The sequence below is a fragment of the Kitasatospora sp. NPDC059327 genome, assembly GCF_042752535.1.
GTDB lineage: Bacteria > Actinomycetota > Actinomycetes > Streptomycetales > Streptomycetaceae > Kitasatospora.
This window is the reverse complement of the sequence record NZ_JBHYYB010000003.1, coordinates 222,244-242,370: the sequence shown is the minus strand read 5'-3', so window position 1 is coordinate 242,370 and position 20,127 is coordinate 222,244. Positions and strand designations below refer to the sequence as shown.

At 73.7% G+C, this 20,127-nt stretch carries 21 protein-coding genes; 7 read left to right on the top strand and 14 right to left on the bottom strand.

Going from position 1 to position 20,127, the window contains the following annotated elements; translation table 11 throughout:
* From ACFXHB_RS03575 to ACFXHB_RS03565, 3 genes are all read right to left on the bottom strand, one after another.
* Window positions 1–702, bottom strand: a 702-nt coding sequence (locus tag ACFXHB_RS03575; protein ID WP_380571726.1) for an NADH-quinone oxidoreductase subunit C, incomplete at its 3' end; no start/stop codon positions are given.
* Entirely contained in the window at window positions 699–1,343 is a 645-nt protein-coding gene (locus tag ACFXHB_RS03570; RefSeq protein ID WP_380571724.1) for an NADH-quinone oxidoreductase subunit B, read from the bottom strand. The genes ACFXHB_RS03575 and ACFXHB_RS03570, both read right to left, overlap by 4 nt.
* A complete protein-coding gene (locus tag ACFXHB_RS03565) occupies window positions 1,334–1,750 on the bottom strand; it encodes an NADH-quinone oxidoreductase subunit A (RefSeq protein WP_380571722.1) in 417 nt (138 codons plus the stop codon). The genes ACFXHB_RS03570 and ACFXHB_RS03565 overlap by 10 nt, the downstream gene beginning before the upstream one ends.
* Window positions 1,751–2,059: 309 nt before the next feature.
* On the opposite strand from ACFXHB_RS03565, the gene ACFXHB_RS03560 reads away from it, so the two are divergent.
* Window positions 2,060–3,283, top strand: a complete 1,224-nt coding sequence (locus ACFXHB_RS03560) for a sensor histidine kinase (RefSeq protein ID WP_380571720.1) — start codon at window positions 2,060–2,062, stop codon at window positions 3,281–3,283.
* A 175-nt stretch (window positions 3,284–3,458) separates the two neighbouring features.
* Here ACFXHB_RS03560 and ACFXHB_RS03555 read toward each other — a convergent pair whose 3' ends face one another.
* Window positions 3,459–4,607 carry a S1C family serine protease gene (locus tag ACFXHB_RS03555; protein ID WP_380571718.1) on the bottom strand — a complete coding sequence of 383 codons (1,149 nt, stop codon included), beginning with the start codon at window positions 4,605–4,607 and terminating at the stop codon, window positions 3,459–3,461.
* Window positions 4,608–4,795: 188 nt separating this feature from the next.
* Here ACFXHB_RS03555 and galE point away from each other — a divergent pair, with 188 nt between their 5' ends.
* Window positions 4,796–5,797 (top strand): UDP-glucose 4-epimerase GalE, encoded by a 1,002-nt coding sequence (gene galE / locus ACFXHB_RS03550; RefSeq protein WP_380571716.1) that lies wholly within the window; start codon window positions 4,796–4,798, stop codon window positions 5,795–5,797.
* 36 nt (window positions 5,798–5,833) lie between these two features.
* Here the strand turns inward: galE and ACFXHB_RS03545 are convergent, their stop codons facing one another.
* A complete protein-coding gene (locus ACFXHB_RS03545; protein WP_380571714.1) occupies window positions 5,834–8,245 on the bottom strand; it encodes a PQQ-binding-like beta-propeller repeat protein in 2,412 nt (803 codons plus the stop codon).
* 449 nt (window positions 8,246–8,694) lie between these two features.
* On the opposite strand from ACFXHB_RS03545, the gene ACFXHB_RS03540 reads away from it, so the two are divergent.
* Window positions 8,695–9,342: a TetR family transcriptional regulator gene (locus tag ACFXHB_RS03540; RefSeq protein ID WP_380571712.1), complete on the top strand. Its 648-nt coding sequence runs from the start codon at window positions 8,695–8,697 to the stop codon at window positions 9,340–9,342.
* A gap of 320 nt (window positions 9,343–9,662) precedes the next feature.
* Here ACFXHB_RS03540 and ACFXHB_RS03535 read toward each other — a convergent pair whose 3' ends face one another.
* From ACFXHB_RS03535 to ACFXHB_RS03510, 6 genes are all read right to left on the bottom strand, one after another.
* Window positions 9,663–10,607, bottom strand: a complete 945-nt coding sequence (locus ACFXHB_RS03535; RefSeq protein ID WP_380571710.1) for a beta-ketoacyl-ACP synthase III — start codon at window positions 10,605–10,607, stop codon at window positions 9,663–9,665.
* Between the two features lie 118 nt (window positions 10,608–10,725).
* Window positions 10,726–12,066, bottom strand: coding sequence for a L,D-transpeptidase family protein (locus ACFXHB_RS03530; RefSeq protein ID WP_380571708.1), 1,341 nt, complete (start codon window positions 12,064–12,066; stop codon window positions 10,726–10,728).
* A 125-nt stretch (window positions 12,067–12,191) separates the two neighbouring features.
* Window positions 12,192–13,355: an aminofutalosine synthase MqnE gene (mqnE, locus tag ACFXHB_RS03525; protein WP_380571705.1), complete on the bottom strand. Its 1,164-nt coding sequence runs from the start codon at window positions 13,353–13,355 to the stop codon at window positions 12,192–12,194.
* 62 nt (window positions 13,356–13,417) lie between these two features.
* A complete protein-coding gene (locus tag ACFXHB_RS03520) occupies window positions 13,418–14,380 on the bottom strand; it encodes a threonine/serine dehydratase (RefSeq protein ID WP_380571703.1) in 963 nt (320 codons plus the stop codon).
* Between the two features lie 4 nt (window positions 14,381–14,384).
* Window positions 14,385–14,846 carry an Lrp/AsnC family transcriptional regulator gene (locus ACFXHB_RS03515; protein ID WP_329488232.1) on the bottom strand — a complete coding sequence of 154 codons (462 nt, stop codon included), beginning with the start codon at window positions 14,844–14,846 and terminating at the stop codon, window positions 14,385–14,387.
* A 141-nt stretch (window positions 14,847–14,987) separates the two neighbouring features.
* Window positions 14,988–15,641 carry a UbiX family flavin prenyltransferase gene (locus ACFXHB_RS03510; RefSeq protein WP_380571700.1) on the bottom strand — a complete coding sequence of 218 codons (654 nt, stop codon included), beginning with the start codon at window positions 15,639–15,641 and terminating at the stop codon, window positions 14,988–14,990.
* 68 nt (window positions 15,642–15,709) lie between these two features.
* Between ACFXHB_RS03510 and ACFXHB_RS03505 the strand changes: the two genes are divergently transcribed.
* A complete protein-coding gene (locus ACFXHB_RS03505; RefSeq protein WP_380571698.1) occupies window positions 15,710–16,453 on the top strand; it encodes a cyclase family protein in 744 nt (247 codons plus the stop codon).
* 59 nt (window positions 16,454–16,512) lie between these two features.
* Window positions 16,513–17,217 (top strand): MOSC domain-containing protein, encoded by a 705-nt coding sequence (locus ACFXHB_RS03500; RefSeq protein ID WP_380571696.1) that lies wholly within the window; start codon window positions 16,513–16,515, stop codon window positions 17,215–17,217.
* On the opposite strand, the gene ACFXHB_RS03495 is transcribed toward ACFXHB_RS03500, so the two are convergent.
* Window positions 17,206–17,601 (bottom strand): VOC family protein, encoded by a 396-nt coding sequence (locus tag ACFXHB_RS03495; RefSeq protein ID WP_380571694.1) that lies wholly within the window; start codon window positions 17,599–17,601, stop codon window positions 17,206–17,208. The genes ACFXHB_RS03500 and ACFXHB_RS03495 overlap by 12 nt on opposite strands.
* 213 nt (window positions 17,602–17,814) lie before the next feature.
* Between ACFXHB_RS03495 and gcvH the strand changes: the two genes are divergently transcribed.
* Window positions 17,815–18,213 carry a glycine cleavage system protein GcvH gene (gene gcvH, locus ACFXHB_RS03490; protein ID WP_380571692.1) on the top strand — a complete coding sequence of 133 codons (399 nt, stop codon included), beginning with the start codon at window positions 17,815–17,817 and terminating at the stop codon, window positions 18,211–18,213.
* A gap of 66 nt (window positions 18,214–18,279) precedes the next feature.
* Here gcvH and ACFXHB_RS03485 read toward each other — a convergent pair whose 3' ends face one another.
* Both ACFXHB_RS03485 and ACFXHB_RS03480 read right to left on the bottom strand, forming a co-directional pair.
* Window positions 18,280–18,900: a DJ-1/PfpI family protein gene (locus tag ACFXHB_RS03485; RefSeq protein WP_380571690.1), complete on the bottom strand. Its 621-nt coding sequence runs from the start codon at window positions 18,898–18,900 to the stop codon at window positions 18,280–18,282.
* Between the two features lie 89 nt (window positions 18,901–18,989).
* Window positions 18,990–19,460: an HIT family protein gene (locus ACFXHB_RS03480; protein ID WP_380571688.1), complete on the bottom strand. Its 471-nt coding sequence runs from the start codon at window positions 19,458–19,460 to the stop codon at window positions 18,990–18,992.
* 332 nt (window positions 19,461–19,792) lie between these two features.
* On the opposite strand from ACFXHB_RS03480, the gene ACFXHB_RS03475 reads away from it, so the two are divergent.
* Complete coding sequence (locus ACFXHB_RS03475) at window positions 19,793–20,008, top strand: DUF4287 domain-containing protein (RefSeq protein ID WP_380571686.1); 216 nt, start codon at window positions 19,793–19,795, stop codon at window positions 20,006–20,008.
* The last annotated feature ends 119 nt before the right edge of the window (window positions 20,009–20,127 follow it).

Here is a 20,127-nt window from a genome sequence, read left to right as displayed (position 1 = left end):
CGACCTGGTCCGACGCGGCCGGTCCGCCCGGACGGCGGGCGCGCCCTCGGCCGCCGCGGCGGCACCCGCGCGGGGCGTGCGGGCCGCCGCACCGGCCGCCCGCGCACCACGCGCGGGCCGCTCGGCCACCGGCGGCAGGGTGCCCTTGAGCGGACCCCACTCGTTCGGGTCCGGTACCCCGGGCGGCTGCATCTTGCGCCGCGCCGGACCGTCGCCGTGGTCCGACTCGCCCGGCTCCTTGGCGCCGGGCCAGGCCTTGGCGACCCGGGCCGCCAGGACGAACTCCTTGCGCAGCGGGTGCCCCTCGAAGCCGTCCGGCAGCAGCAGGGTGGCCAGGTAGGGGTGCCCGGGGAAGTCGATGCCGAACATCTCGTGCGTCTCCCGCTCGTGCCACCCGGCACCCGCGTACACCCCGACGGCGGTCGGCAGGGCGGCCGCGTCCCGCGCCACCTTGGTGCGCAGCACCAGGTGCCGCACCCCGGGGGCGTCCGCGGCGGCCAGGTGGGCGACCACCGAGAAGCCCTCGGCCAGCTCGTCGACGGCGCTCAGCCAGTCGAAGAACCGCAGGCCCAGCACGTCCCGGGCCGCGGTGAGCGCCTCGATCCAGTGCTCGGCGGGCACGTCGACGGTGACCAGCCCGTACGCCTCGGCGCCGGTGGCCCACTCGCCGACCGACGCCGCGTCCTGCTCGGCGGTGCTCATGAGACGCCTCCTTCGGCCGGACCGGGCCCGGCCACCAGCGGGCGGCGCAGCGCGCTCGCGGGCGCCGCGTACCGCTCGGGCAGCGACTCGGCGGCGATCTTCTCCTGGAGCTTGAGGATGCCCTGGAGCAGGGCCTCCGGCCGGGGCGGGCAGCCGGGCACGTAGACGTCGACCGGGATGATCTGGTCGACGCCCTTGGTGACGGAGTAGGAGTCCCAGTAGGGCCCGCCGGAGTTGGAGCAGGCGCCGAAGGAGATGACGTACTTCGGCTCGGGCATCTGCTCGTAGAGGCGCTTCACGGCGGGCGCCATCTTGTCGGTCACCGTCCCCGAGACGATCATCAGATCGGCCTGCCGGGGGCCGGGCGCGAACGGGATCACACCCATCCGAATGAAGTCGTGCTTGGCCATGGAGGCGGCGATGAACTCGATCGCGCAGCAGGCCAGGCCGAAGTTGAAGCACCAGAGGCTGTAGCGGCGGCCCCAGTTGAGCACGACCTTGACCGGGTCCGGCGCGAGCCGGGCCAGCGGGCCGAGACCGCTCCGCTCGACGGCCGCACCGGGACGCGACGGGTCCGGCAGACCGAGCGGGACCGGGCCCGCGGCGTCGTGCGCGTGCGAGTGGTGGGGGGTCACGTCCATTCCAGAACGCCCTTCTTCCAGGCGTAGAGCAGCCCGACCGCGAGGAAGCCGATGAAGACGAACATCTCGATCAGCGTTCCGGCGCCGTATCCGGCGGAGGCGAAGACGGTCGCCCACGGGAACAGGTAGATCGCGTCGACCGCGAAGATCACGTACAGGAAGGCGTAGACGTAGTAGCGGACCTGGGTGTGCGCCCAGTCCTCCCCCACCGGGTCCACACCGCACTCGTAGGCGAGGAGTTTCTCCGGCGAGTACACCACCGGCCGCAGCAGTCGGTTGGCGGTGAACGCCACGGCGACGAAGAGCACGCCGACGACGGCGAGCAGGCCCATCGCGGCGTACGCGTCGAAGTAGCCGCTGCCGACCGCCGGGTCGGCCGCGACGGCAGCTGCCGGCTGCCCCTCCATGCCCCTCGCCTCCACCTCGTCCGTGAGAACCGCCCTCGGGGCCGTTCTACGACGTCTCTTTACACGGTCATAACCATCGCCAATGCGTGAGTCTAAGTGCACGGCCGTGGAGCACCGCATCCCGCCCGATCCGCAAGACAGCGGATGGACAACCCGCGGACGGCCCCCGGACACCCCGGCACCCGACCGCCGTCACCCCGGGGTGGGGATAACCCCCGCCCCGGGAGACGTATCACCCCCATGGCCCCGCCCGCCCCTGACCAGGGAAGCTTGGATCACCAGCGCGACCCCGAGGGACGGTAGATCCACATGAAGCCTCTGCACCGCCGCGCCGCGGATGCCATCAAGGAGCCGGACGCGCGCACGGAACGCGCCCCGCTGTACGGCGTGCGGATGTGGCAGCAGGCCGGGCAGCTGATGCTCAACCTGCCGCTCGGCATCGCGGGGTTCGTCTTCACCGTCGCGACGCTCTCGGTCGGCCTGGCGCTGTCCGTCACGGTGATCGGCCTGCCGCTGCTGGCCGCCGGGCTGGCCGGCTGCCGGGGCCTCGGCCGGTTCGCCCGCCGGCGGGCCCGCTCGGTGCTGGGTTCCGAGGTGCGCGAGCCGGAGCCGGTGCGCCGGCTGCGACCGGGTGTCACCGGCTACGCGATCGCCCATCTCACCGATGCGCTGAGCTGGCGCTCCGCCCTCTACAGCGTGCTGCTGCTGCCCTGGGGCCTGCTGAGCTTCGCGGTGACGCTGATCTGCGTGATCGTCGGCTGGCCGGTGCTGCCCTGGGTGGTCCGCTTCCAGGCGGCGATCGACCGGATGCTGGTGGAGACCCTGCTCTACCCGGGCGCGCTCTCCGAGCGGGTGCGCGAGCTGGAGGACGACCGCGGCACGGTGGTCGACACCGCCGCCGCCGACCTGCGCCGGATCGAACGCGATCTGCACGACGGCGCCCAGGCCCGGCTGGTGGCGCTGGCGATGGATCTCGGCATGGCCAAGGAGCGGCTCAACGAGACCGAGTCGCCCGAGGACGTGGCGGCCGCGGCGAGGATGGTCGGTGCCGCGCACGGCGAGGTGAAGCTCGCCCTGCAGGAGCTGCGCGACCTGGCCCGGGGCATCCACCCGGCGGTGCTCACCGACCGGGGCCTGGACGCCGCGCTCTCCGCGGTGGCCGCCCGCTGCACGGTGCCGGACGGGGTGAAGGTGCACGTCGAGCTGACCGGTGCGGACGGCACGGTGGAGCGCCCGGACTCGGCGGTCGAGGGCATCGCCTACTTCACGGTCAGCGAACTGCTGACCAACGTCTCGAAGCACGCCGGCGCCCGCTCCGCCACGGTGGACGCCTGGCGGGCCGGCGACCAGCTGATGCTGCTGGTGCGGGACGACGGCAAGGGCGGCGCGGCGCCCTACCCGGGCAGCGGCCTGGCCGGGCTGGCCGAGCGGATCCGGGCCGTGGACGGGGTGTTCCTGGTGGAGAGCCCGGCCGGCGGGCCGACCACGGTGACCATCGAGCTGCCCTGGCACACCCGCGCCGCCCGCCGCTGACCGGCGGCCCACCCCACCGACCGCACCGCACCGACCCCGACGCACCAGCGGGCCGGGACTTCGTCGAGGCAGTTGACGAAGTCCCGGCCCGCACCCGTCGGCCGGCCGCCCGCGAACCCTTGCGCGGTGTACGGGCGTCCGCCGCCGGGGCCGGGCGGACCCGGGGTCCGGCGGGTCAGGGGGTTTCCAGGGTGCCGAGGGTGACGTCGGCGGTCTTGCTCTGGCCGTCCCGGGTGTAGGTGACGGTCGTTCTGGTGCCCGGGGTGAGCGAGGCGAGCGCGGTGGTGAGCGAGTTCAGCGAGTCGATGGTCGCGTCGCCGACCTTGGTGATCACGTCGCCGGGCTGGATCCCCGCCCCCGCGGCCGGACCGCCGGAGCTGACGGCCACCACGACCGCCCCGGCCGGCCGGAAGTTCTGGTCGAAGTACGTCCGGGCGGTGATCCCGAGCGCGGCCCGGCCGGAGTTGGTGACCTTGCCGTCCTTGATCAGCTGGTCGGCGATGCTGGTGATGGTGGAGGCCGGGATGGCGAACCCGATCCCGGGTGCGGCGGCGCCGTTGGCCTCGGGCTCGGTGGCGGCGAGCGTGTTGATGCCGATCACCTGGCTGTCCAGGTTGACCAGCGCGCCGCCGCTGTTGCCCGGGTTGATCGCCGCCGAGGTCTGCACCATGTTGCCGATGGTGGCGCCCGGCGAACCGCCGCCCTGCGGCTCGGAGACGGTCCGGCCGGTGGCCGAGACGATGCCCTGGGTGACGCTGCTGGACAGGCCCAGCGGGCTGCCCATCGCCAGGGTGATCTGGCCCAGCTCGACCTTGGCGGAGTCCCCGAAGACGGCCGGCTTGAGGCTGCTCGGCGGGTCGCTCAGCCTGATCACCGCGAGGTCGGACTCCGGGTAGGAGGCGACCAGCGTGGCGTCCAGTGCCTTGGTGCTGTTGGCCAGCGTGACGGTGAAGGTGGTGGCGCTGCCCACCACGTGCGCGTTGGTGACGACGTCGCCCTTGCCGTCGTAGACGATCCCGGAGCCGAGGCCGGTCGCGGTGGTGATCTGCACCACCGAGGGCAGCACGTCGGCGATCACCTTCTGGTAGGCGTCCTGGAGCTGGTTGCCGCTCGCCGGCCGGGCCGACGAGGAGGAGGACGAGGAGGCGCCCGACGTGGTGGCGGTCGACGAGGAGGAGGACGAGCCGCTGCTGCACCCGGCCACCGCCAACGCGGTCAGCGCGGCGAGCGCCCCGGGCGCGCGCAGCCGCCCGCCGAACACCCGGGGTCCGGTCGGACGCGGCCCGGCCGGGAGCGGGCGGGTGGGTTCCTTCTTGCGGTTCACCTGGGCTGCCTCCGATTCCATCGGCCGTGCGGGGCGATCGGGATCCGTGCGGCCATCGAGATCCGTGCGGGAGCACCGGGCCTCGCGCGGGAGCGCGCGGACCACAGAGATCTTTGTCAGCATTTCACCGATATGTCCGGATCGCCGCCCCGACGCGCCGTCACCGGGGACGGCCTAGGATTCGGGCCATGACTTGGTTGCTGACCGGTGGTGCCGGATACATCGGCAGGCACGTGGCGCACCAGCTGGTCGAGGCCGGCGAGCGGGTGGCGGTGCTGGACGACCTCAGCACCGGGGACCGCGCCCGGCTGCCGCACGGCGTCGCCCTGGTCGAGGGCTCCACCCTGGACCGCGCCGCCCTGGACGGCGCGCTGCGCTCGCACGACGTCCGCGGCGTGCTGCACTTCGCCGCCAAGAAGAGGGTCGGCGAGTCGGTGGAGCGGCCGTTCTTCTACTACCGGGAGAACCTCACCGGTCTGCAGAACGTGCTGGAGGCCGTCGCCGAGGCCGGGGTGAAGCGCTTCCTCTTCTCCTCCTCGGCCGCCGTCTACGGCATGCCCGACGTCGACCTGGTCACCGAGACGGCCCCCTGCGTCCCCATGAACCCCTACGGCGAGACCAAACTGGCCGGCGAGTGGCTGGCGGCCGCGGTCGGCCGGGCCCACGGCATCTCCACCGTCTCGCTGCGGTACTTCAACGTGGCCGGCGCCGCCTCGCCCGAGCTCTCCGACGAGGGCGTCTTCAACCTGATCCCGATGGTCTTCGAGCGGCTCACCGCCGGCCGCGCCCCGCTGGTCTTCGGCGCCGACTACCCCACCCCGGACGGCACCTGCGTCCGCGACTTCATCCACGTCTCGGACATCGCCTCGGCCCACGTGGCGGCCGCCCGGCGACTGGCCGCCGACCCGCCCGGCGAGACCTCGCTGGTCCTCAACATCGGCCGCGGCGAGGGCGTCAGCGTCCAGGAGATGCTGGACGTGATCGGCCGGGTCACCGGCTACGACACCACCGGCGAGGTCACCCCGCGCCGCGCCGGCGACCCGGCCCGGGTGGTGGCCTCCGCCGAACTGATCCACCGCGAGCTGGGCTGGACCGCCCGGTACGGGGTGGAGGAGATGGTGGCCTCCGCGTGGGAGGGCTGGTGCGCCCGGCACCCGGGGGCCCGCCGCCGCCCGGCCCGCGAACGGTAGAGCCGCCCGCGGCCCCGCCCGGCCCGGCCCGGCCGGTCAGTGCGAGGGCACCGCCGTGCCGTAGAAGGCGTCCAGCGCGTAGACGCAGCGGTCCTTGCTGCCGACGAAGACCCGCCCGCCGACCGCCACCGGCGAGCCCGTCAGCTCGCCCTTGGTGCCGAGCTCCCAGCGCAGCTGACCGCTGGCCAGGTCCAGGGTGTGCAGCGAGTGGTCCCGGCTGCCCAGGTGGACCAGGCCGTCGGCGACCGCCGGGGTGCCGACGATCTCGCCCCGCGCGGTGTAGCGCCAGCGCTCCCGCCCGGTGGCCGCCTCGAACGCGTAGAGCACCTCGCCGCTGCCGACCAGCACCATGCCGCCCCCGACGACCACCGGCTCGGCCCCCTGCCGGTTGCCGGTGGCGCCGCGCCAGCGCTCCCGGCCGGTCGCCGCGTCCAGCGCGTAGACCGTGCCGAGGTAGTCGGCCACGTAGACCGCGTCGGCGTCCAGCGCGGGCGGGGTGAAGAGCACCACCGGGGCCTCGAACCGCCAGCGCTCGGCCCCGCTCGCCGCGTCCAGCGCGTACACCCTGGTCCCGGCCGTCACGTACAGCACGCCGGCCCGCTCGGCCGGGCGGGACGGCACGTCCTCGCCGACCGGCACGGACCAGCGCAGGCCCGCGCCGCGCGGATCGACGCACCGCAGCCGTCCGCCGCCGTAGTAGTACGCGTAACCGCCCACCAGGGCAGGACCGGACTGCGGGTTCTCGTAGTCCTGCTGGGCGTCGTCCGCGCGCCACAGCTCGGCGCCGCCGGCCGCCGAGCGCAGCTGCACCCCGCCGCCCCGGACGCCGCAGCAGAGCACGCCGTCGGCGGCGTCCAGCGAGTAGACCCAGCCGTCCAGCGAGTGGCGCCAGCGCTCGGTGCCGTCCGCGACGTCCACCGTGTACAGGTGCGGGCCGTCGGCGGCGTGCACCCGGCCGGCGTCCACCGCGAGCGCCCAGGCGACGTCCCGGGTCTTGTAGCGGCGCTGACCGGAGGCGACGTCGAGGGCGTGCACCTCGAAGCTGGAGACGAAGAGCGTGCCGTCGGCGACCACCGGGGTGCCCCAGACGTCGTTGGACATCCGGAACCGCCAGGGACGCCAGCGGGCGGCCTGGACCGGCGGCGGGGTGATCCGGCGGACCCAGTCCGTCTCGGCGGGCGCGGCCCCCGGGCCGGCCTGCTCGGCGCGCGGCCCCGGGCCTATCCGCACCGAGGCCCCGGTCAGCCGCACCTCGGCGGCACTCTCCCCGGCGGCCGGGGCGCGGTGGCGGCGCGGGGCGGAGATCTTCTCGGTGGCGGCCTCGGCGTCCGGGCCGGGCGGGCCCGGCGGCAGGGCGTGCACCGGCCCGGGCACGGGCGGCGCGTACCGCTCGGCGGGGTGCCGGGTGCGCGGGTCGTCCGCGGCGGGACGGTGCGGCGGGAGCGGCTGCGGGGGCTGCTGCTGGTGCGGTACCGGCAGCGGCGGGGCCGACAGCGGCGGCGCGCTCGGGCCGGGCACCGGCGGCGCCTGGACGGGTGCCGGGGCCGGCGGCGGCACCCGGCGGCCGCGCTTGCGCTCGATCAGCTCCAGCGCGTTGGCCGGCAGCCAGTCCCCCGCCTCGCCCGAGGCGTCGTCCCGGGAGAACAGGTGCGGGGCCAGCTCGGCCTGGATCTGCGCCGGGGAGGGCCGGTGCTCGGGCGAGGGCCGCATGCAGGCGCGGACCAGGTCGACCAGCTCGGCCGGCAGGCCGGAGAGGTCGGGCTGGTCGCGCAGCAGCTGGAACACCGTCTCGACCGGGTTGGCGCCCCGGTAGGGCGGGTGGCCGGTGGCGCAGAAGACCAGCAGCGAGCCGAGCGAGAAGACGTCGCTGGCACCGGTGACGCCGCGGCTGTCCCGGGCCTGCTCGGGCGACATGTAGGCCGGGGTGCCGACCGCCACGTTGGTCATGGTCAGCCGGGTGCTGGAGACGCCGGCGGCGATCCCGAAGTCGATCACCCGGGGGCCGTCCTCGACCACCAGCACGTTGGAGGGCTTGAGGTCGCGGTGGACCAGCCCGGCGGCGTGGATGGACTGCAGCGCCTCGGCGATGCCGGCCACCAGCCAGCGCACCGCCCCCGCCGGCAGCGGACCGCACTCGGTGACCAGGTCCTCCAGGGACGGCGCCGGGACGTACGCGGTGGCCAGCCAGGGCACCCGGGCGTCGGCGTCGGCGTCGACCACGGCGGCGGTGTAGAACCCGCCGACCGTCTTGGCGGCCGCGATCTCCCGGGCGAAACGGACCCGGAACAGCTCGTCCTCGGCCAGCTCCCCCCGGACGGTCTTGATGGCCACTCGCCGGCCGGACGCGGAGCGCGCCAGGTAGACCAGGCCCATCCCGCCCGCGCCGAGCCGCCCCAGCACCTCGAAGGGCCCGATCCGCCTCGGATCGTGCGCCGTCAGCTGGTCCACTCCGCTGCCACCTCCCCGTTCTCCGCACCCGCCGCGTGGTGCCGGACCCGATTCTCCAATGCCGCCCCGGTCAACTCCAACCTCCCCCGCCCAGAGCCTCCTCGGGCTCACCGTCCGGTCAGTGCCGCCACAACGGCCGGATTCTGACGTCCGCTCCGGCCGCGGCTCGCGAACGGCCGGCCCGCGGCACTTTTTCACCCCGACTCGGATCCCACCCGGTTCCCACCCGGATCCGACTCAAAGTCGTCACGCTCTGTCACCCGATCACCCCTCAGCGGAGGGGCCGTCACGCTGTGGGGTCATAAGCACACGGGGGGGCTTCAACAGGAGCCTCCGGAGCGCGATGAATATCCGTCCGAAGTCGTTCACGCCCCTATAGCAACCCCCCGGGCGGAGTAATAGTCGCATCACCGAATCGCGCCAAGATCGTGCCACGGTAAGCTGACGGCATGACAGGACAAGTTCGCACCGTCGACGGTCGCGTCGCCGGGCGACGCGGACAGGAGACGCGGCAGAAGCTGCTCGACTGCCTCCGCGAGATGCTCAGCACGTCGCCCTATCGGGACGTCAAGGTCATCGACGTCGCCCGTATGGCGGGTACCTCCCCCGCGACCTTCTACCAGTACTTCCCGGATGTCGAGGGCGCTGTCCTCGAAATCGCCGAGGAAATGGCCAAGGACTCCGACACCCTCAAAGAGCTGGTGGCCGGAAAGTCCTGGGCAGGGAAGTCCGGCACGGCCACTTCGGAAGAACTGGTCGACGGATTCCTCGCCTTCTGGCGCAAGAACGACGCCATTCTCCGCGTGGTCACGCTGGGTGCTGCCGAAGGGGACAAGCGGTTCTTCAAGATCCGCATGACGGTCCTCAACGCGGTCGCCAAGCCCCTCACGGAGGCCGTCAAGGAGCTCCAGGCGAAGGGTCAGGCCGACAAGTCGCTCGACCCGGCCGCCGTCGCCGGCTCCCTGGTCTCGCTGCTCGCCTCGGCGGCCGAGCACCAGAAGGCGTTCACTTCGTGGGGCGTCAAGGTCAAGGACCTGAAGCCCAACCTCGCTCCCCTGGTGTACCTGGGTGTCACCGGCAAGAAGCCGCCCAAGTAGACCGTTCCCGCCTACCCACCCATCCGCTCCGCGCGCAGCCCCGGCCTCCTGTCCGGGGAACGACGGACGGCGGCCGTGTCCTCGGGGGAGGTCCGCCGACGTGCCGCAGCGCGCCAGACATGCCGGTGGGCGGGCACCCGTTCAGGGTGCCCGCCCACCGGCATGTGCGTGTGAGGGGGTTCCGGGCCCTCCGGAAGGCCCCGGGTGGTCGGGAGGTCCCGGGGGCGCCACCGGGCCGTCCCAGGGGCCGCCGAGGGCCGTCAGGGGCCCCCGAGGACGCCGGGGGCCTTGGGGCCGCTAGGGGGCTGCTGGGGGGGCCGCTAGGGGCAGCGGACGACCTGCCCGGCGTATGCCAGGCCGCCGCCGAAGCCGAACAGCAGCACCGGGTCGCCGGGCGACAGCTCGCCCCGCTCGACCATCTTGGAGAAGGCCAGCGGGATCGAGGCGGCCGAGGTGTTGCCGGACACCACGACGTCCCGCGCGACCACCGCGTCGGGAGCGCCCAGCTTGGCCGCGATCGCGTCGATGATCCGCAGGTTCGCCTGGTGCGGCACGAAGCCCTTGAGCTCGGACGGGTCGATCCCGGCCTTCTCACAGGTCTGCCGGGCCAGCGGGGCGATCTGCGTGGTGGCCCAGCGGAACACCGACTGGCCCTGCTGGCTGATCACCGGATCCCAGCCGGTGATCACCACGGCGTCGCTCTTCTCCGGCTCCGAGCCCCAGACCACCGGGCCGATGCCCGGCTCGGCGCCCTCCTCCTGGGCCTCCACCACCGCGGCGCCGGCACCGTCGCCGAAGATCACGCAGGTGGTGCGGTCGGTCCAGTCGATGGTGTCCGACATCCGCTCCGCGCCGATCACCAGCGCGCGGCGGGCCGCGCCGGCCCGGATCGCGTGGTCGGCGGTGGCCAGCGCGTACGAGAAGCCCGAGCAGACCGTGTTGATGTCGTAGGCGGCGGGTGCCCGCACGCCGAGGCGGGCGGCCACGGCGGCGGCCGTGTTGGGGCTGCGCTCGACCGCGGTACAGGTGGCGACCACGACCAGGTCGATGTCGGCGGCCGAGCGGCCGCTGTTGGCCAGCGCCTTCTGGGCCGCCTCGGTGGCCAGATCGACCAGGCTCTCGCCCTCGGCGATGTGGCGGGTCCGGATCCCCACCCGGCTGCGGATCCACTCGTCGTCCGTGTCGACCAGCACCGCCAGGTCGTCGTTGGTGAGGACCTTGGGGGGCTGGTAGTGGCCGAGTGCCACAATGCGCGAACCGCTCATACAGCCACTCAACCGGGTTACCCGCTGGTCAGCGGGGCGCGACCGGCTACAGGATCCGCCCCCGGAAGCTGTAGGAGGCCGACAAGGGCCGTTGCGGCGCCTGGGGAGTGGACGGGGCTCAGACGGCCAGTGAGGCCGCGTCGCCCATCACGATCACCGGGTGCGCGGCCGGGTCCAGGGTGCGGATCAGCTGCGCCATCTTGTCCTCGGGCACCGAGACGCAGCCGTGCGTCGGGCCGCCGTGGTCGACGTGGATCCAGATGCCGCCGCCCTTGGACGAGCCACTGGGACGGCGCGGGTCGAGCGGGGAGTTGCCGGGTACCCGGTTGTAGTCGATCGCGACCACGTAGTCGAAGGAGCCGGCCAGCGGCTCGCCCGCGAAGCCCCGCCCGGAGACCACGAAGTCGGCGTCCTTGTCGTACGGGAGCCGGCTCCCGGGGTCGGCCTTGCGGCCGCCCGCGTCGCTGAGCGTGAAGACCCCGATCGGGCTGCGCAGGTCGCCCTCGTTGTGGTCGGTCGTCCAGCCCTTGTTGGCGTTGTGGCCCTGCCAGGTCTCGCCGGCCAGCCAGCGGCCCTCGGCGGTACGGGTCCAGAGCGTGACGGCGGTCTTGTTGGCGTCCTTGCCCTGCCCGGAGGCGAGCACGACCTGGGTGGTCTCGGCGGGTATCCGCGCGGTGAAGGTGGCGCCCAGCCCGGGTATCGCGGCCACCGAACCGTCCGGGCGGGCCTCGCTGCGGTCGGCGGCGGGCGCCCCGGTGTGCCGGTCGTTCGCGGCCTGGGCGGCCGGCGCGGCGGCCGCCGGGGAGGGCTGGTCCGGGGCGGAGACGCCCTCCGGACCGGGGGCGTCGGCACTGGCCGCGGTCGGGCTGCCGGCGTCCTGGCCGACGGTGTACCAGCCCGCGGCGGCCGCGAGCAGCAGCGCGGTACCGGCGGTCACGGCCTTGCCGCCGCGCTTCTTCCTGGGCTTGCGCCGGTGGCCGCGGGCGGCCGCCCGGGACCCGGCCGGAGCCGCGGCCGGGTCGGTCGCGGGTGCCTGGGCCGCGGACCGGACCGGTACGGCGGCGGGCGGCGCCGGCTCCGTGAGCGGCCGGAAGGGCTGGTCGTACGCGTCGTAGCCCTCGGTCCCGGGATGGGCCGGCGGCGCGTAGCCGTCCTGCCGGTTCCCGTGGCCCCACTGGTCCGGGTGGATCGGGTGGTCCGAGTAGTCCTGGTAGTCCTGGTAGTCCGGGTGGACCCGCTGCTCCGGGTGCGCCCGGTGCTGGCCGTGGCCCTGCCGCGGGTAGTGGTCCGCGCCGTCGTGGAACGGCTGGTTCGGGTCGGTTCCGGCCGGCGCGGGGGCGTCCCAGCCCTGGTACGACGCCTGATCGTAGACCCCGTGGGACTGCTGCGGCACCTCGTACACCGGCTCGTGCATCGGCTCGTACGGCGGGTACGCGGTGGCGCGATGGGAACCGGACATGGCGCTGATCCTGCCAAACCCGGGGCCGGTTGGGAAACCCGGGATGATGTGCGGACCCGGTGAAGAACGCCGCCCCCCGGGCCGGCGGGCGGCCCGGGGGGCGGAACGATCGGTCGGCGCGCCGGTCAGAGGCGCATCGCCTGCGGGGTCTCGCGGCGCGTCAGGTCCGGGCCCTCGTACTCGCGGATGATCTCGTAGCGGGTGTTGCGCTCCACCGGGCGGAAGCCGGCGTCCCTGATCAGGCCGAGCAGGTCGTCACGGCCGAGCTTGTTCGGGGTGCCGAAGTTGTCCGCGTCGTGGGTGATCTTGTACTCGACCACCGAGCCGTCCATGTCGTCCGCGCCGTGGCTGAGCGCCAGCTGCGCGGTGGTGACACCGTGCATCACCCAGAAGACCTTGACGTGCGGCACGTTGTCGAACAGCAGCCGGGAGACGGCGAAGGTCTTCAGCGCCTCGGCGCCGGTGGCCATCTCGGTGCGCGCCATCAGCTTGTTGCGCACGACGCCGTCCTTGGAGTCGTGGAAGTCGTGCTGGTAGCGCAGCGGGATGAAGACCTGGAAGCCGCCGGTCTCGTCCTGCAGCTCGCGCAGCCGCAGCACGTGGTCGACCCGGTGGCGGGGCTCCTCGATGTGGCCGTACAGCATGGTGGACGGCGTCTTGAGGCCCTTGCTGTGGGCGAGGCGGTGGATCCGCGACCAGTCCTCCCAGTGGGTGTCGTGGTCGACGATGTGCTGACGGACCTCCCAGTCGAAGATCTCCGCGCCGCCGCCGGTCAGCGACTCCAGACCGGCGTCGATCAGCTCGTCCAGGATCTCGTCGGCCGGCAGGCCGCTGATCTTCTCGAACCAGTGGATCTCGGTGGCGGTGAACGCCTTCAGCGAGACGTTCGGCAGGGCCGCCTTCAGCTCCCGCAGCGAACGCGGGTAGTAGCGCCACGGCAGGGTCGGGTGCAGCCCGTTGACGATGTGCAGCTCGGTGAGGGAGTCGACCTCCATCGCCCTGGCCAGCCGGACGGCCTCCTCGATGCGCATCGTGTACGCGTCCTTCTCGCCCGGCTTGCGCTGGAACGAGCAGTACGCGCAGGACGCGTTGCACACATTGGTCATGTTGAGGTGGCGGTTGACGTTGAAGTGAACGACATCGCCGTTCTTCCGCGTCCGCACGTGGTGGGCCAGACCGCCCAGCCAGGCCAGGTCGTCGCTCTCGTAGAGCGCGATCCCGTCCTCGCGGGTCAGCCGCTCACCCGCGTAGACCTTCGCCTCCAGCTCGCGCTTGAGCCCTGCGTCCATGCGGTGCCCCGCCTCCTCCGACTTCGAATCGTTGCCGGAACGAGCGTACGCCTATGCCGCCGTCACGCCGCGAGCAGCTCCGCGAGCAGCGCCGGGTCGATGTTCCCGCCGCTGACCACGGCGGCGACCGCCTGGCCGCCGATCTCGGCCGCGCGGTGGAAGTACGCGGCCGGGGCGACCGCGCCGGAGGGCTCCGCGACCAGCCGGCCGCGGCGGGCCAGCAGGGCGACCGTGGCGCGGATCTCGTCCTCGGTGACGGTGACGATGTCGTCCACGTACGCGGTGATGTGCTGGAAGGGCAGCTCACCGACGGAGGGGGTGCGCAGCCCGTCCGCGATGGTCCGGTAGGTGTCGGCGACCGGCCAGGACAGCCGCTCGCCGGCCCGCAGGCTGGCCTGCGCGTCGGCGGCCAGCTCCGGCTCGACGCCGACCACCCGGACGCCCGGGCGGGTGAGCTTGAGCGCGGCCGCCGTCCCGGAGATCAGGCCGCCGCCGCTCACCGGTACCAGGACGGTGTCCAGCTCGGCCGGGGCGTCCTCGGCGATCTCCAGGCCGACCGTGCCCTGGCCCGCGATGATGAACGGGTCGTCGTAGGGCGGCACCCAGACGTAGCCGTGCCGCTCGGCCAGCTCGGCGGGCACGGTGTCGCGCTCCTCGGGCGTGACCAGCAGGACCTCGGCGCCGAACGCGCGGGTGCCGTCGACCTTGACCGCCGGCGAGGTGTCCGGCATCACGATCACGGCCTTGATGCCGAGCAGCCCGGCCGCGTAGGCCACCGCCTGGGCGTGGTTGCCGCTGGACTGGGCGACCACGCCGCGGGCCCGCTCCTGGTCGCTGAGCGCGGCGAGGCGGTTGTAGGCGCCGCGGGTCTTGAAGGCGCCGGTCGGCTGGAGGTTCTCCGGCTTGAGCCAGAGCCGGCGTTCGCCGTCGCCCGCCCAGGGGGCGGGGACCAGCGGGGTGCGCACCGCCACCCCGGCGATCCGCTGCCGGGCCGCGCGCAGCTCCTCCAGACCGACCAGTGCCATCGCGTTACTCGCCTTCGACCATCGGGAGTTCGCTCACTCGGTTCTCCCACTTCGTGGAGAGTACGACGGTCGTGCGGGTCCGGGCCACGCCCTTCGTGCCGGAGATCCGCTTGACCACCGATTCCAGGCCTTCCACGTCGGAGACCCGGACCTTGAGCATGTACGAGTCGTCACCGGCGATGAACCAGCAGTCCTCGACCTCGCCGAGGTCCTTCAGCCGGAACGCGACGTCCTCGTGGTCGGCCGCGTCGGTGAGCTGAAGGCCGATCAGGGCCGTGACGCCGAAGCCGAGCGAGGCCGGGTTGACCGTCGCGCGGTAGCCGGTGATGACCCCGGCCTGCTCAAGCCGGTTGATCCGGTCCGTGACGCTCGGGCCGGAGAGGCCCACCAGTCGGCCCAGCTCGGCGTAGGACGCGCGGCCGTTCTCCCGGAGCGCCTGGATGAGCTGTCTGTCCACCGTGTCCATATACCGTCCGCGTCCTTCCGAACCTCACCTGACCCACAGATCATTATCCGGATTCAAAGGCGCCGTGCGCGGAACAACCCGGATATCGCAGAGAAGATACTCTCCTGCCTCCGGCCGCCCCACTCCCCCCGTCTCCCGCCGTCACCCGTCCTGCCCGGCCGGGCGGGCGGCCGCGCCCAACTCGCCCTCCCAACGGCGGTACAGCGTGTGCGGAACGCCGACGGCGTCCAGCACCCGGCCGGCCACGAAATCGACCAGTTCGCGGACGGTGGAGCCACCGGCGTAGAAACCGGGCGAGGCCGGGAGCACGACGGCGCCCTGTGCGTCCAGCTCGACCAGATGCTTCAGCGTCACCCCGTTGAGCGGCGCCTCCCGGACGCAGACCACCAGCGGCCGGCGCTCCTTGAGGGTGACGCTGGCGGCCCGCTGGAGCAGGTCCTTGCTCAGGCCGAGCGCGATCCCGGCCACCGCGCCGGTGGTCGCGGGGACGACCAGCATGCCCTTGGCCGGGTACGAGCCGCTGGACGGTCCGGCCGCGAAATCGCCGGCCGACCAGTGGCGGACGTCGTCGAGACCGTCGTCGCCGCCCAGCCAGGCGGCGAGGTCGGCGCGCCAGTGCGCGTCCCGGAAGGAGATGCCGGTCTCGTCCAGGATGGTGAGCCGGGCGGCCCGGCTCACCACCAGGTCCACCGACTCCCCGGCCGCGAGCAGCGCCCGGATCACGGAGGCGGCGTACGGCGTACCGGACGCGCCCGAGACCCCGACCACCCACGGCTGACGCTTTTCTGTTCCCATGGCCCCCTTTCTATACGGCGGCCCCCGGGGCGGGCCCATCCGCGTTCACCCCTGCGAGGATGGGCGGCATGGCAGCGACCCTCGTCGACCTCACCCATCAGGTGACCACCGCGATGCCGGTCTACCCCGGCGATCCGGCCGTCGTCCTGACCCCCGCGCTCACCACGGCCACCGCCGGGGTCAACGTGCTGGCCCTGCACCTCGGCTCGCAGTCCGGCACCCACGTGGACGCGCCGTACCACGTGGACGTCACCTGGCCCACCCTGGACGGTCTGCCGCTGGAGCGGTTCACCGGCCCGGCGGTCGTCGCCGACCTGCGGGGGCTGGAGCCGCGGGCGGAGGTGACCCCCGAGCAGCTCGCCCCGGCGCTGGAGCGGGCCGGCGAGGGCACCGTCCTGCTGCTGGCCACCGGCTGGGCCCGGCACTGGGGCACCGACGCCTATCTGGCCCACCCCAGTCTGAGTCCGGCGGCGGCCGAGGCGATCGTGGCCGCCGGGGTGCGGACGATCGGGGTGGACGCGCTCAGCGTCGACCCCACGCCGGACCCGGGACCGGGCGACCCGGCGGTCGCGGCGCTGCTGGCGGACCTGACCGACGAACACGACCAGCCGGTGGCCCCGGAGCCGACGCTGGCCGCGCACCGGGTGCTGCTCGGGGCGCCCGGCGGCGGCGTGATCGCCGAGAACCTGACCGATCTGCGGGCGCTGCTGGCGGCCCAGCAGGCCGGCCGGCCGGTGGAGGTGTCGCTGTTCCCGCTGCGACTGGTGGCCGCCGACGGCGCGCCGGTGCGGGCGGTGGCGCGCCTCGGGTGAGTGCTGGTCGGGCACTTGGTCTAGACCATCCCCGGCGGGCGCCGCTACGCTTTCGCGCCATGGCAGAGATCATCGGAGTGATCGAGCAGCTCTGGCGCTACCCCGTGAAGTCCACCGGCGGCGAGCGGCTCGACTCCGTCGAGGTGGACGAGCGCGGCCTGGCCGGCGACCGCCTCTACGCGGTGCGCGACAGCGCCGGGAAGCTGGGCTCCGGCAAGAACACCCGGCGGTTCCGCCGGATGGACGGCCTGCTGCGCCTCTCCTCCCGGCTCGGCCACCGGCTCGACGGCCCCGAGCTGTTCGACCCACTGGGCCGGCCGGTCGCCGACCCCACCGCCTTCCTGCGCGCCTACCTCCAGCGGCCGGACGTCGCGCTCGCCCGCGAGGACGCCGTCTCGCACTTCGACCAGCTGCCGGTCAGCGTGCTCACCACCGCGACCCTGGACTGGGTGCGGGGCGCCGCGCCCGCCGCGGTGGTGGACGTACGCCGGTTCCGCCCCAACATCCTGCTCCGCACGCCGCCGGGCACGCCGCCGTTCGTCGAGGACGGCTGGTTCGGCCGCGAGGGCGGCGGCGGGGCCCGGCTCGCCTTCGTCCGGGCCAGCGAGCGCTGCGCCATGACCACCGTCGCCCAACCCGGCCTGCCGCACGCCCCGGAGATCCTCAAGGCCATCATCCAGGCGCACGAAGGCCGGCTGGACGCCCTGGCCGAGGTGGTGACCCCCGGGCGCCTCAGCGTGGGTGACGAACTCTCACTGAACTGAGGCGGCGGCGCCGGGGGTGGCCGGAAGCAGGCAGAACGGGTGCCCGGCGGGGTCGGCGTAGACCCGCCAGCCGTCGCCGTCGGCCAGTCGGGTGGCGCCGAGCGCGAGCACCTCGCGCTCGGCTCCGTCGAGATCCGCCACGTCGATGTCCAGGTGCGCCTGCTGCGGGTGCGCCGGGTCGGGCCACCGCGGCGGCCGGTGGTCGGCGACGCCCTGGAAGCAGAGCACCGGTCCGCCCTCGACGTGCAGGGTCGACCAGGTCTCGTCCAGCGACCAGCGCGGGTCCGGCCGGTCGACCCGGCCGCCCAGCAGGGCCGCGTAGAAGCGCGCGAGCACGGCCGGTTCGGGACAGTCGAGGACGACGCACTGCAGGGTGCCGATCACGGCTTCTCCCGGGGTGGCGGGCCGGCGGTTCGCCGCCATTGTCCTCCGGGCCCCTCCCACCGGGACCGGCGGGCGGGCACGGGTGCGGGGCACCCGGCGGCAGGACTCACTCTCCGGAGTGAACGTCCCGGCCGGTCCCGGGGATCTGTAGCAGGCTCTCCCGCACCACTGACGAGTCGTCAGCGGCGCGGCGACGACAGCACGGAGACCCTCATGGCGAACATCCCGAGCGACCTCTCGTACACCGACGACCACGAGTGGGTGCGGTCCGTGGCCGGGGGCCGGCTGCGGGTCGGCATCACCGACCATGCCCAGAAGCAGCTCGGCGACATCGTCTACGTCGAACTGCCCAAGAAGGGCGACGTGTTCGAGCAGGGCCGGCCCTTCGGCAGCGTGGAGTCGGTGAAGTCGGTGAGCGAGCTCTACCTCCCGCTGGGCGGCACGGTCAGCGCCGTCAACGAGGAGCTGAACGACTCTCCCGAACAGATCAACGACGACCCGTACGGCGACGGCTGGATGATCGAGATCACGCCGGCCGCGGGCGCCGACCTGACGGACCTGCTCACCGCCGACCGGTACGCGGCCCTGCTCAAGGAGGGGACCTCCGACTGACCGCGCCGCCGGGGCCCGGGACGCGGCACCGGCGCGCGCCCGACACCCCGCGGTAGCCCCGGCGGCTCAGCCGAGGGTGCGGACGCGCTCCCGGACGGCGGCCGGCGCCTTGGCCGCGGAGCCGGTGTCGAACGGGGGCTGGGGGTCGTACTCGGTGAGGAGCTGGACGGCCTGCGCGGTGAGGTCGTCGGTGAGCAGGGCGGTGAGCCGCAGCGCCATGTCGATGCCGGAGGAGACACCGGCCGAGGTGATGATCCGGTCGTGGCGGACCACCCGCTCGGCGGTGTAGGTGGCACCGTGGGCCTCCAGTTCGGCCACCGCCGCCCAGTGGGTGGTGGCGGTGAGACCCTTGAGCAGCCCGGCCGCGCCGAGCAGCAGCGAGCCGGTGCAGACCGAGGTGGTGTACCTGGTCGCCCCGTGCACCGCGCGGACCCAGTCCAGGAAGTCCGGGTCGGCGATCAGCGGCCGTGTCCCGGCGCCGCCGGGGACGAGCAGCACGTCGCAGGAGTCGATCTCCGAGTAGTGCGTGGGGACTTCGACCGTCAGCGCCCCCAGCGCATCGGTCACCCGCCCCGGCTCGGGCGCGACGAAGCGCACCTCGGCGCCCGGGACGTGCCCGAGGATCTCGTACGGCCCGATCGCGTCGAGCGGCTCGAAACGGTCGAAGAGCGGGATCACGATGTCCATGAGCGCAGCGTAACCACCGCCCGGCCCGGGCCCGTTGACCTCGCCCGCGGGTTCACGGGATGGAGTGACCGGACCGGTCCGGGGGAATATCAGCGCAGCGCGTCGAGTTCGGCGCCGATGGCGGCGCGGACGACGTCCTGTTCCGGACCGAGGGCGTACCGGGCGTCGCGCCAGTGGCCCTGGGGGTAGAGCCAGACCGGCATCCGCACCAGGTGGTCCGGCTCCCAGTCGAAGCGGGGCCAGACGTGGGCGTGCAGGAACGGGTCCTTGTTGCCGAGGATCTCCAGATTGACCCGGCGGAAGGCCGGATCCACGGCGCGGCACGCCCGTTCGACGGCCTCGCCGAGCCGGTCCAGGTCGGCGAGGTACGCGAGGCGGCGCGGGCGGGGCAGGTCGGAGAGGCGCTCGACGCCCGGTTCGTCGGTGAGCAGGATCGCGTACCCGGGCAGGAACTGGACATCGCCCATCACGGCGAAGCCGGCGTCGAGCCGGCGCACCACGGTGGGGTTCTCGCCCCGCAGCGCGCTGCCGATCCGGTCGGCGCGGAAGTCGGCGGTCATCGGGCGCTCCGTCCGTGCGGGTGGTCCCGCACCGCCGGTGCGGTCGGGGCGGCGCCGCCACCGGCGGCCCCGCCCGGATCGTAGACCGGCGACCCCGGCCCCTCCTGTGACGCAGGTCACCCGCGCGGCACCGATGAGTTCCGCCGCTCCGCCCGGTCCAACCCGTAACACCCTCACGACGCACGGAAGGGCCGCCTCATGACGCACAGCCTCGCGGCCCGGCGGCCCCGGCCCGATCCGGCGGGCCGCCTTCCCGGCGGCCTGATCATCACCCGGGCATGATCGACCCACCACGAACGACCCACCACGAACGACCCCGACAGGAGACCGCGATGACGACCGAACCCGTGAAGGGCCCGGCCAGCTACTTCCCCTCGATCGAGAAGAAGTACGGCCTGCCGGTGGCGCACTGGAAGGAGCTGATCCGCTCCTCCCCGCTGACCAGGCACACCGAACTGGTCGGCTGGCTCAAGTCCGAGCACGGGCTGGGTCACGGCCACGCCAACGCCCTGGTCAAGCACACCCTCGACGAGGACGCCGGCCAGTAGCGTCGTGGGGGGGGGGGGGGGGGGGGCGCGCGCCCCCCCCCCCCCCCCCCCCCCCCCCCCGCCGACACCCAACACCACACCGCCAGCCGGGGAGGGGGGAAGGCCCCGGGAGGCCCGGG

Excerpts from the sequence above, each read along its gene's own strand:
- ACFXHB_RS03570 (WP_380571724.1), bottom strand. The coding sequence starts at position 1,343 with ATGGACGTGACCCCCCACCACTCGCACGCGCACGACGCCGCGGGCCCG.
- ACFXHB_RS03565 (WP_380571722.1), bottom strand. The coding sequence starts at position 1,750 with ATGGAGGGGCAGCCGGCAGCTGCCGTCGCGGCCGACCCGGCGGTCGGC.
- ACFXHB_RS03560 (WP_380571720.1), top strand. The coding sequence starts at position 2,060 with ATGAAGCCTCTGCACCGCCGCGCCGCGGATGCCATCAAGGAGCCGGAC.
- galE (WP_380571716.1), top strand. The coding sequence starts at position 4,796 with ATGACTTGGTTGCTGACCGGTGGTGCCGGATACATCGGCAGGCACGTG.
- ACFXHB_RS03540 (WP_380571712.1), top strand. The coding sequence starts at position 8,695 with ATGACAGGACAAGTTCGCACCGTCGACGGTCGCGTCGCCGGGCGACGC.
- ACFXHB_RS03535 (WP_380571710.1), bottom strand. The coding sequence starts at position 10,607 with ATGAGCGGTTCGCGCATTGTGGCACTCGGCCACTACCAGCCCCCCAAG.
- ACFXHB_RS03530 (WP_380571708.1), bottom strand. The coding sequence starts at position 12,066 with ATGTCCGGTTCCCATCGCGCCACCGCGTACCCGCCGTACGAGCCGATG.
- mqnE (WP_380571705.1), bottom strand. The coding sequence starts at position 13,355 with ATGGACGCAGGGCTCAAGCGCGAGCTGGAGGCGAAGGTCTACGCGGGT.
- ACFXHB_RS03520 (WP_380571703.1), bottom strand. The coding sequence starts at position 14,380 with ATGGCACTGGTCGGTCTGGAGGAGCTGCGCGCGGCCCGGCAGCGGATC.
- ACFXHB_RS03515 (WP_329488232.1), bottom strand. The coding sequence starts at position 14,846 with ATGGACACGGTGGACAGACAGCTCATCCAGGCGCTCCGGGAGAACGGC.
- ACFXHB_RS03510 (WP_380571700.1), bottom strand. The coding sequence starts at position 15,641 with ATGGGAACAGAAAAGCGTCAGCCGTGGGTGGTCGGGGTCTCGGGCGCG.
- ACFXHB_RS03505 (WP_380571698.1), top strand. The coding sequence starts at position 15,710 with ATGGCAGCGACCCTCGTCGACCTCACCCATCAGGTGACCACCGCGATG.
- ACFXHB_RS03500 (WP_380571696.1), top strand. The coding sequence starts at position 16,513 with ATGGCAGAGATCATCGGAGTGATCGAGCAGCTCTGGCGCTACCCCGTG.
- gcvH (WP_380571692.1), top strand. The coding sequence starts at position 17,815 with ATGGCGAACATCCCGAGCGACCTCTCGTACACCGACGACCACGAGTGG.
- ACFXHB_RS03485 (WP_380571690.1), bottom strand. The coding sequence starts at position 18,900 with ATGGACATCGTGATCCCGCTCTTCGACCGTTTCGAGCCGCTCGACGCG.
- ACFXHB_RS03480 (WP_380571688.1), bottom strand. The coding sequence starts at position 19,460 with ATGACCGCCGACTTCCGCGCCGACCGGATCGGCAGCGCGCTGCGGGGC.
- ACFXHB_RS03475 (WP_380571686.1), top strand. The coding sequence starts at position 19,793 with ATGACGACCGAACCCGTGAAGGGCCCGGCCAGCTACTTCCCCTCGATC.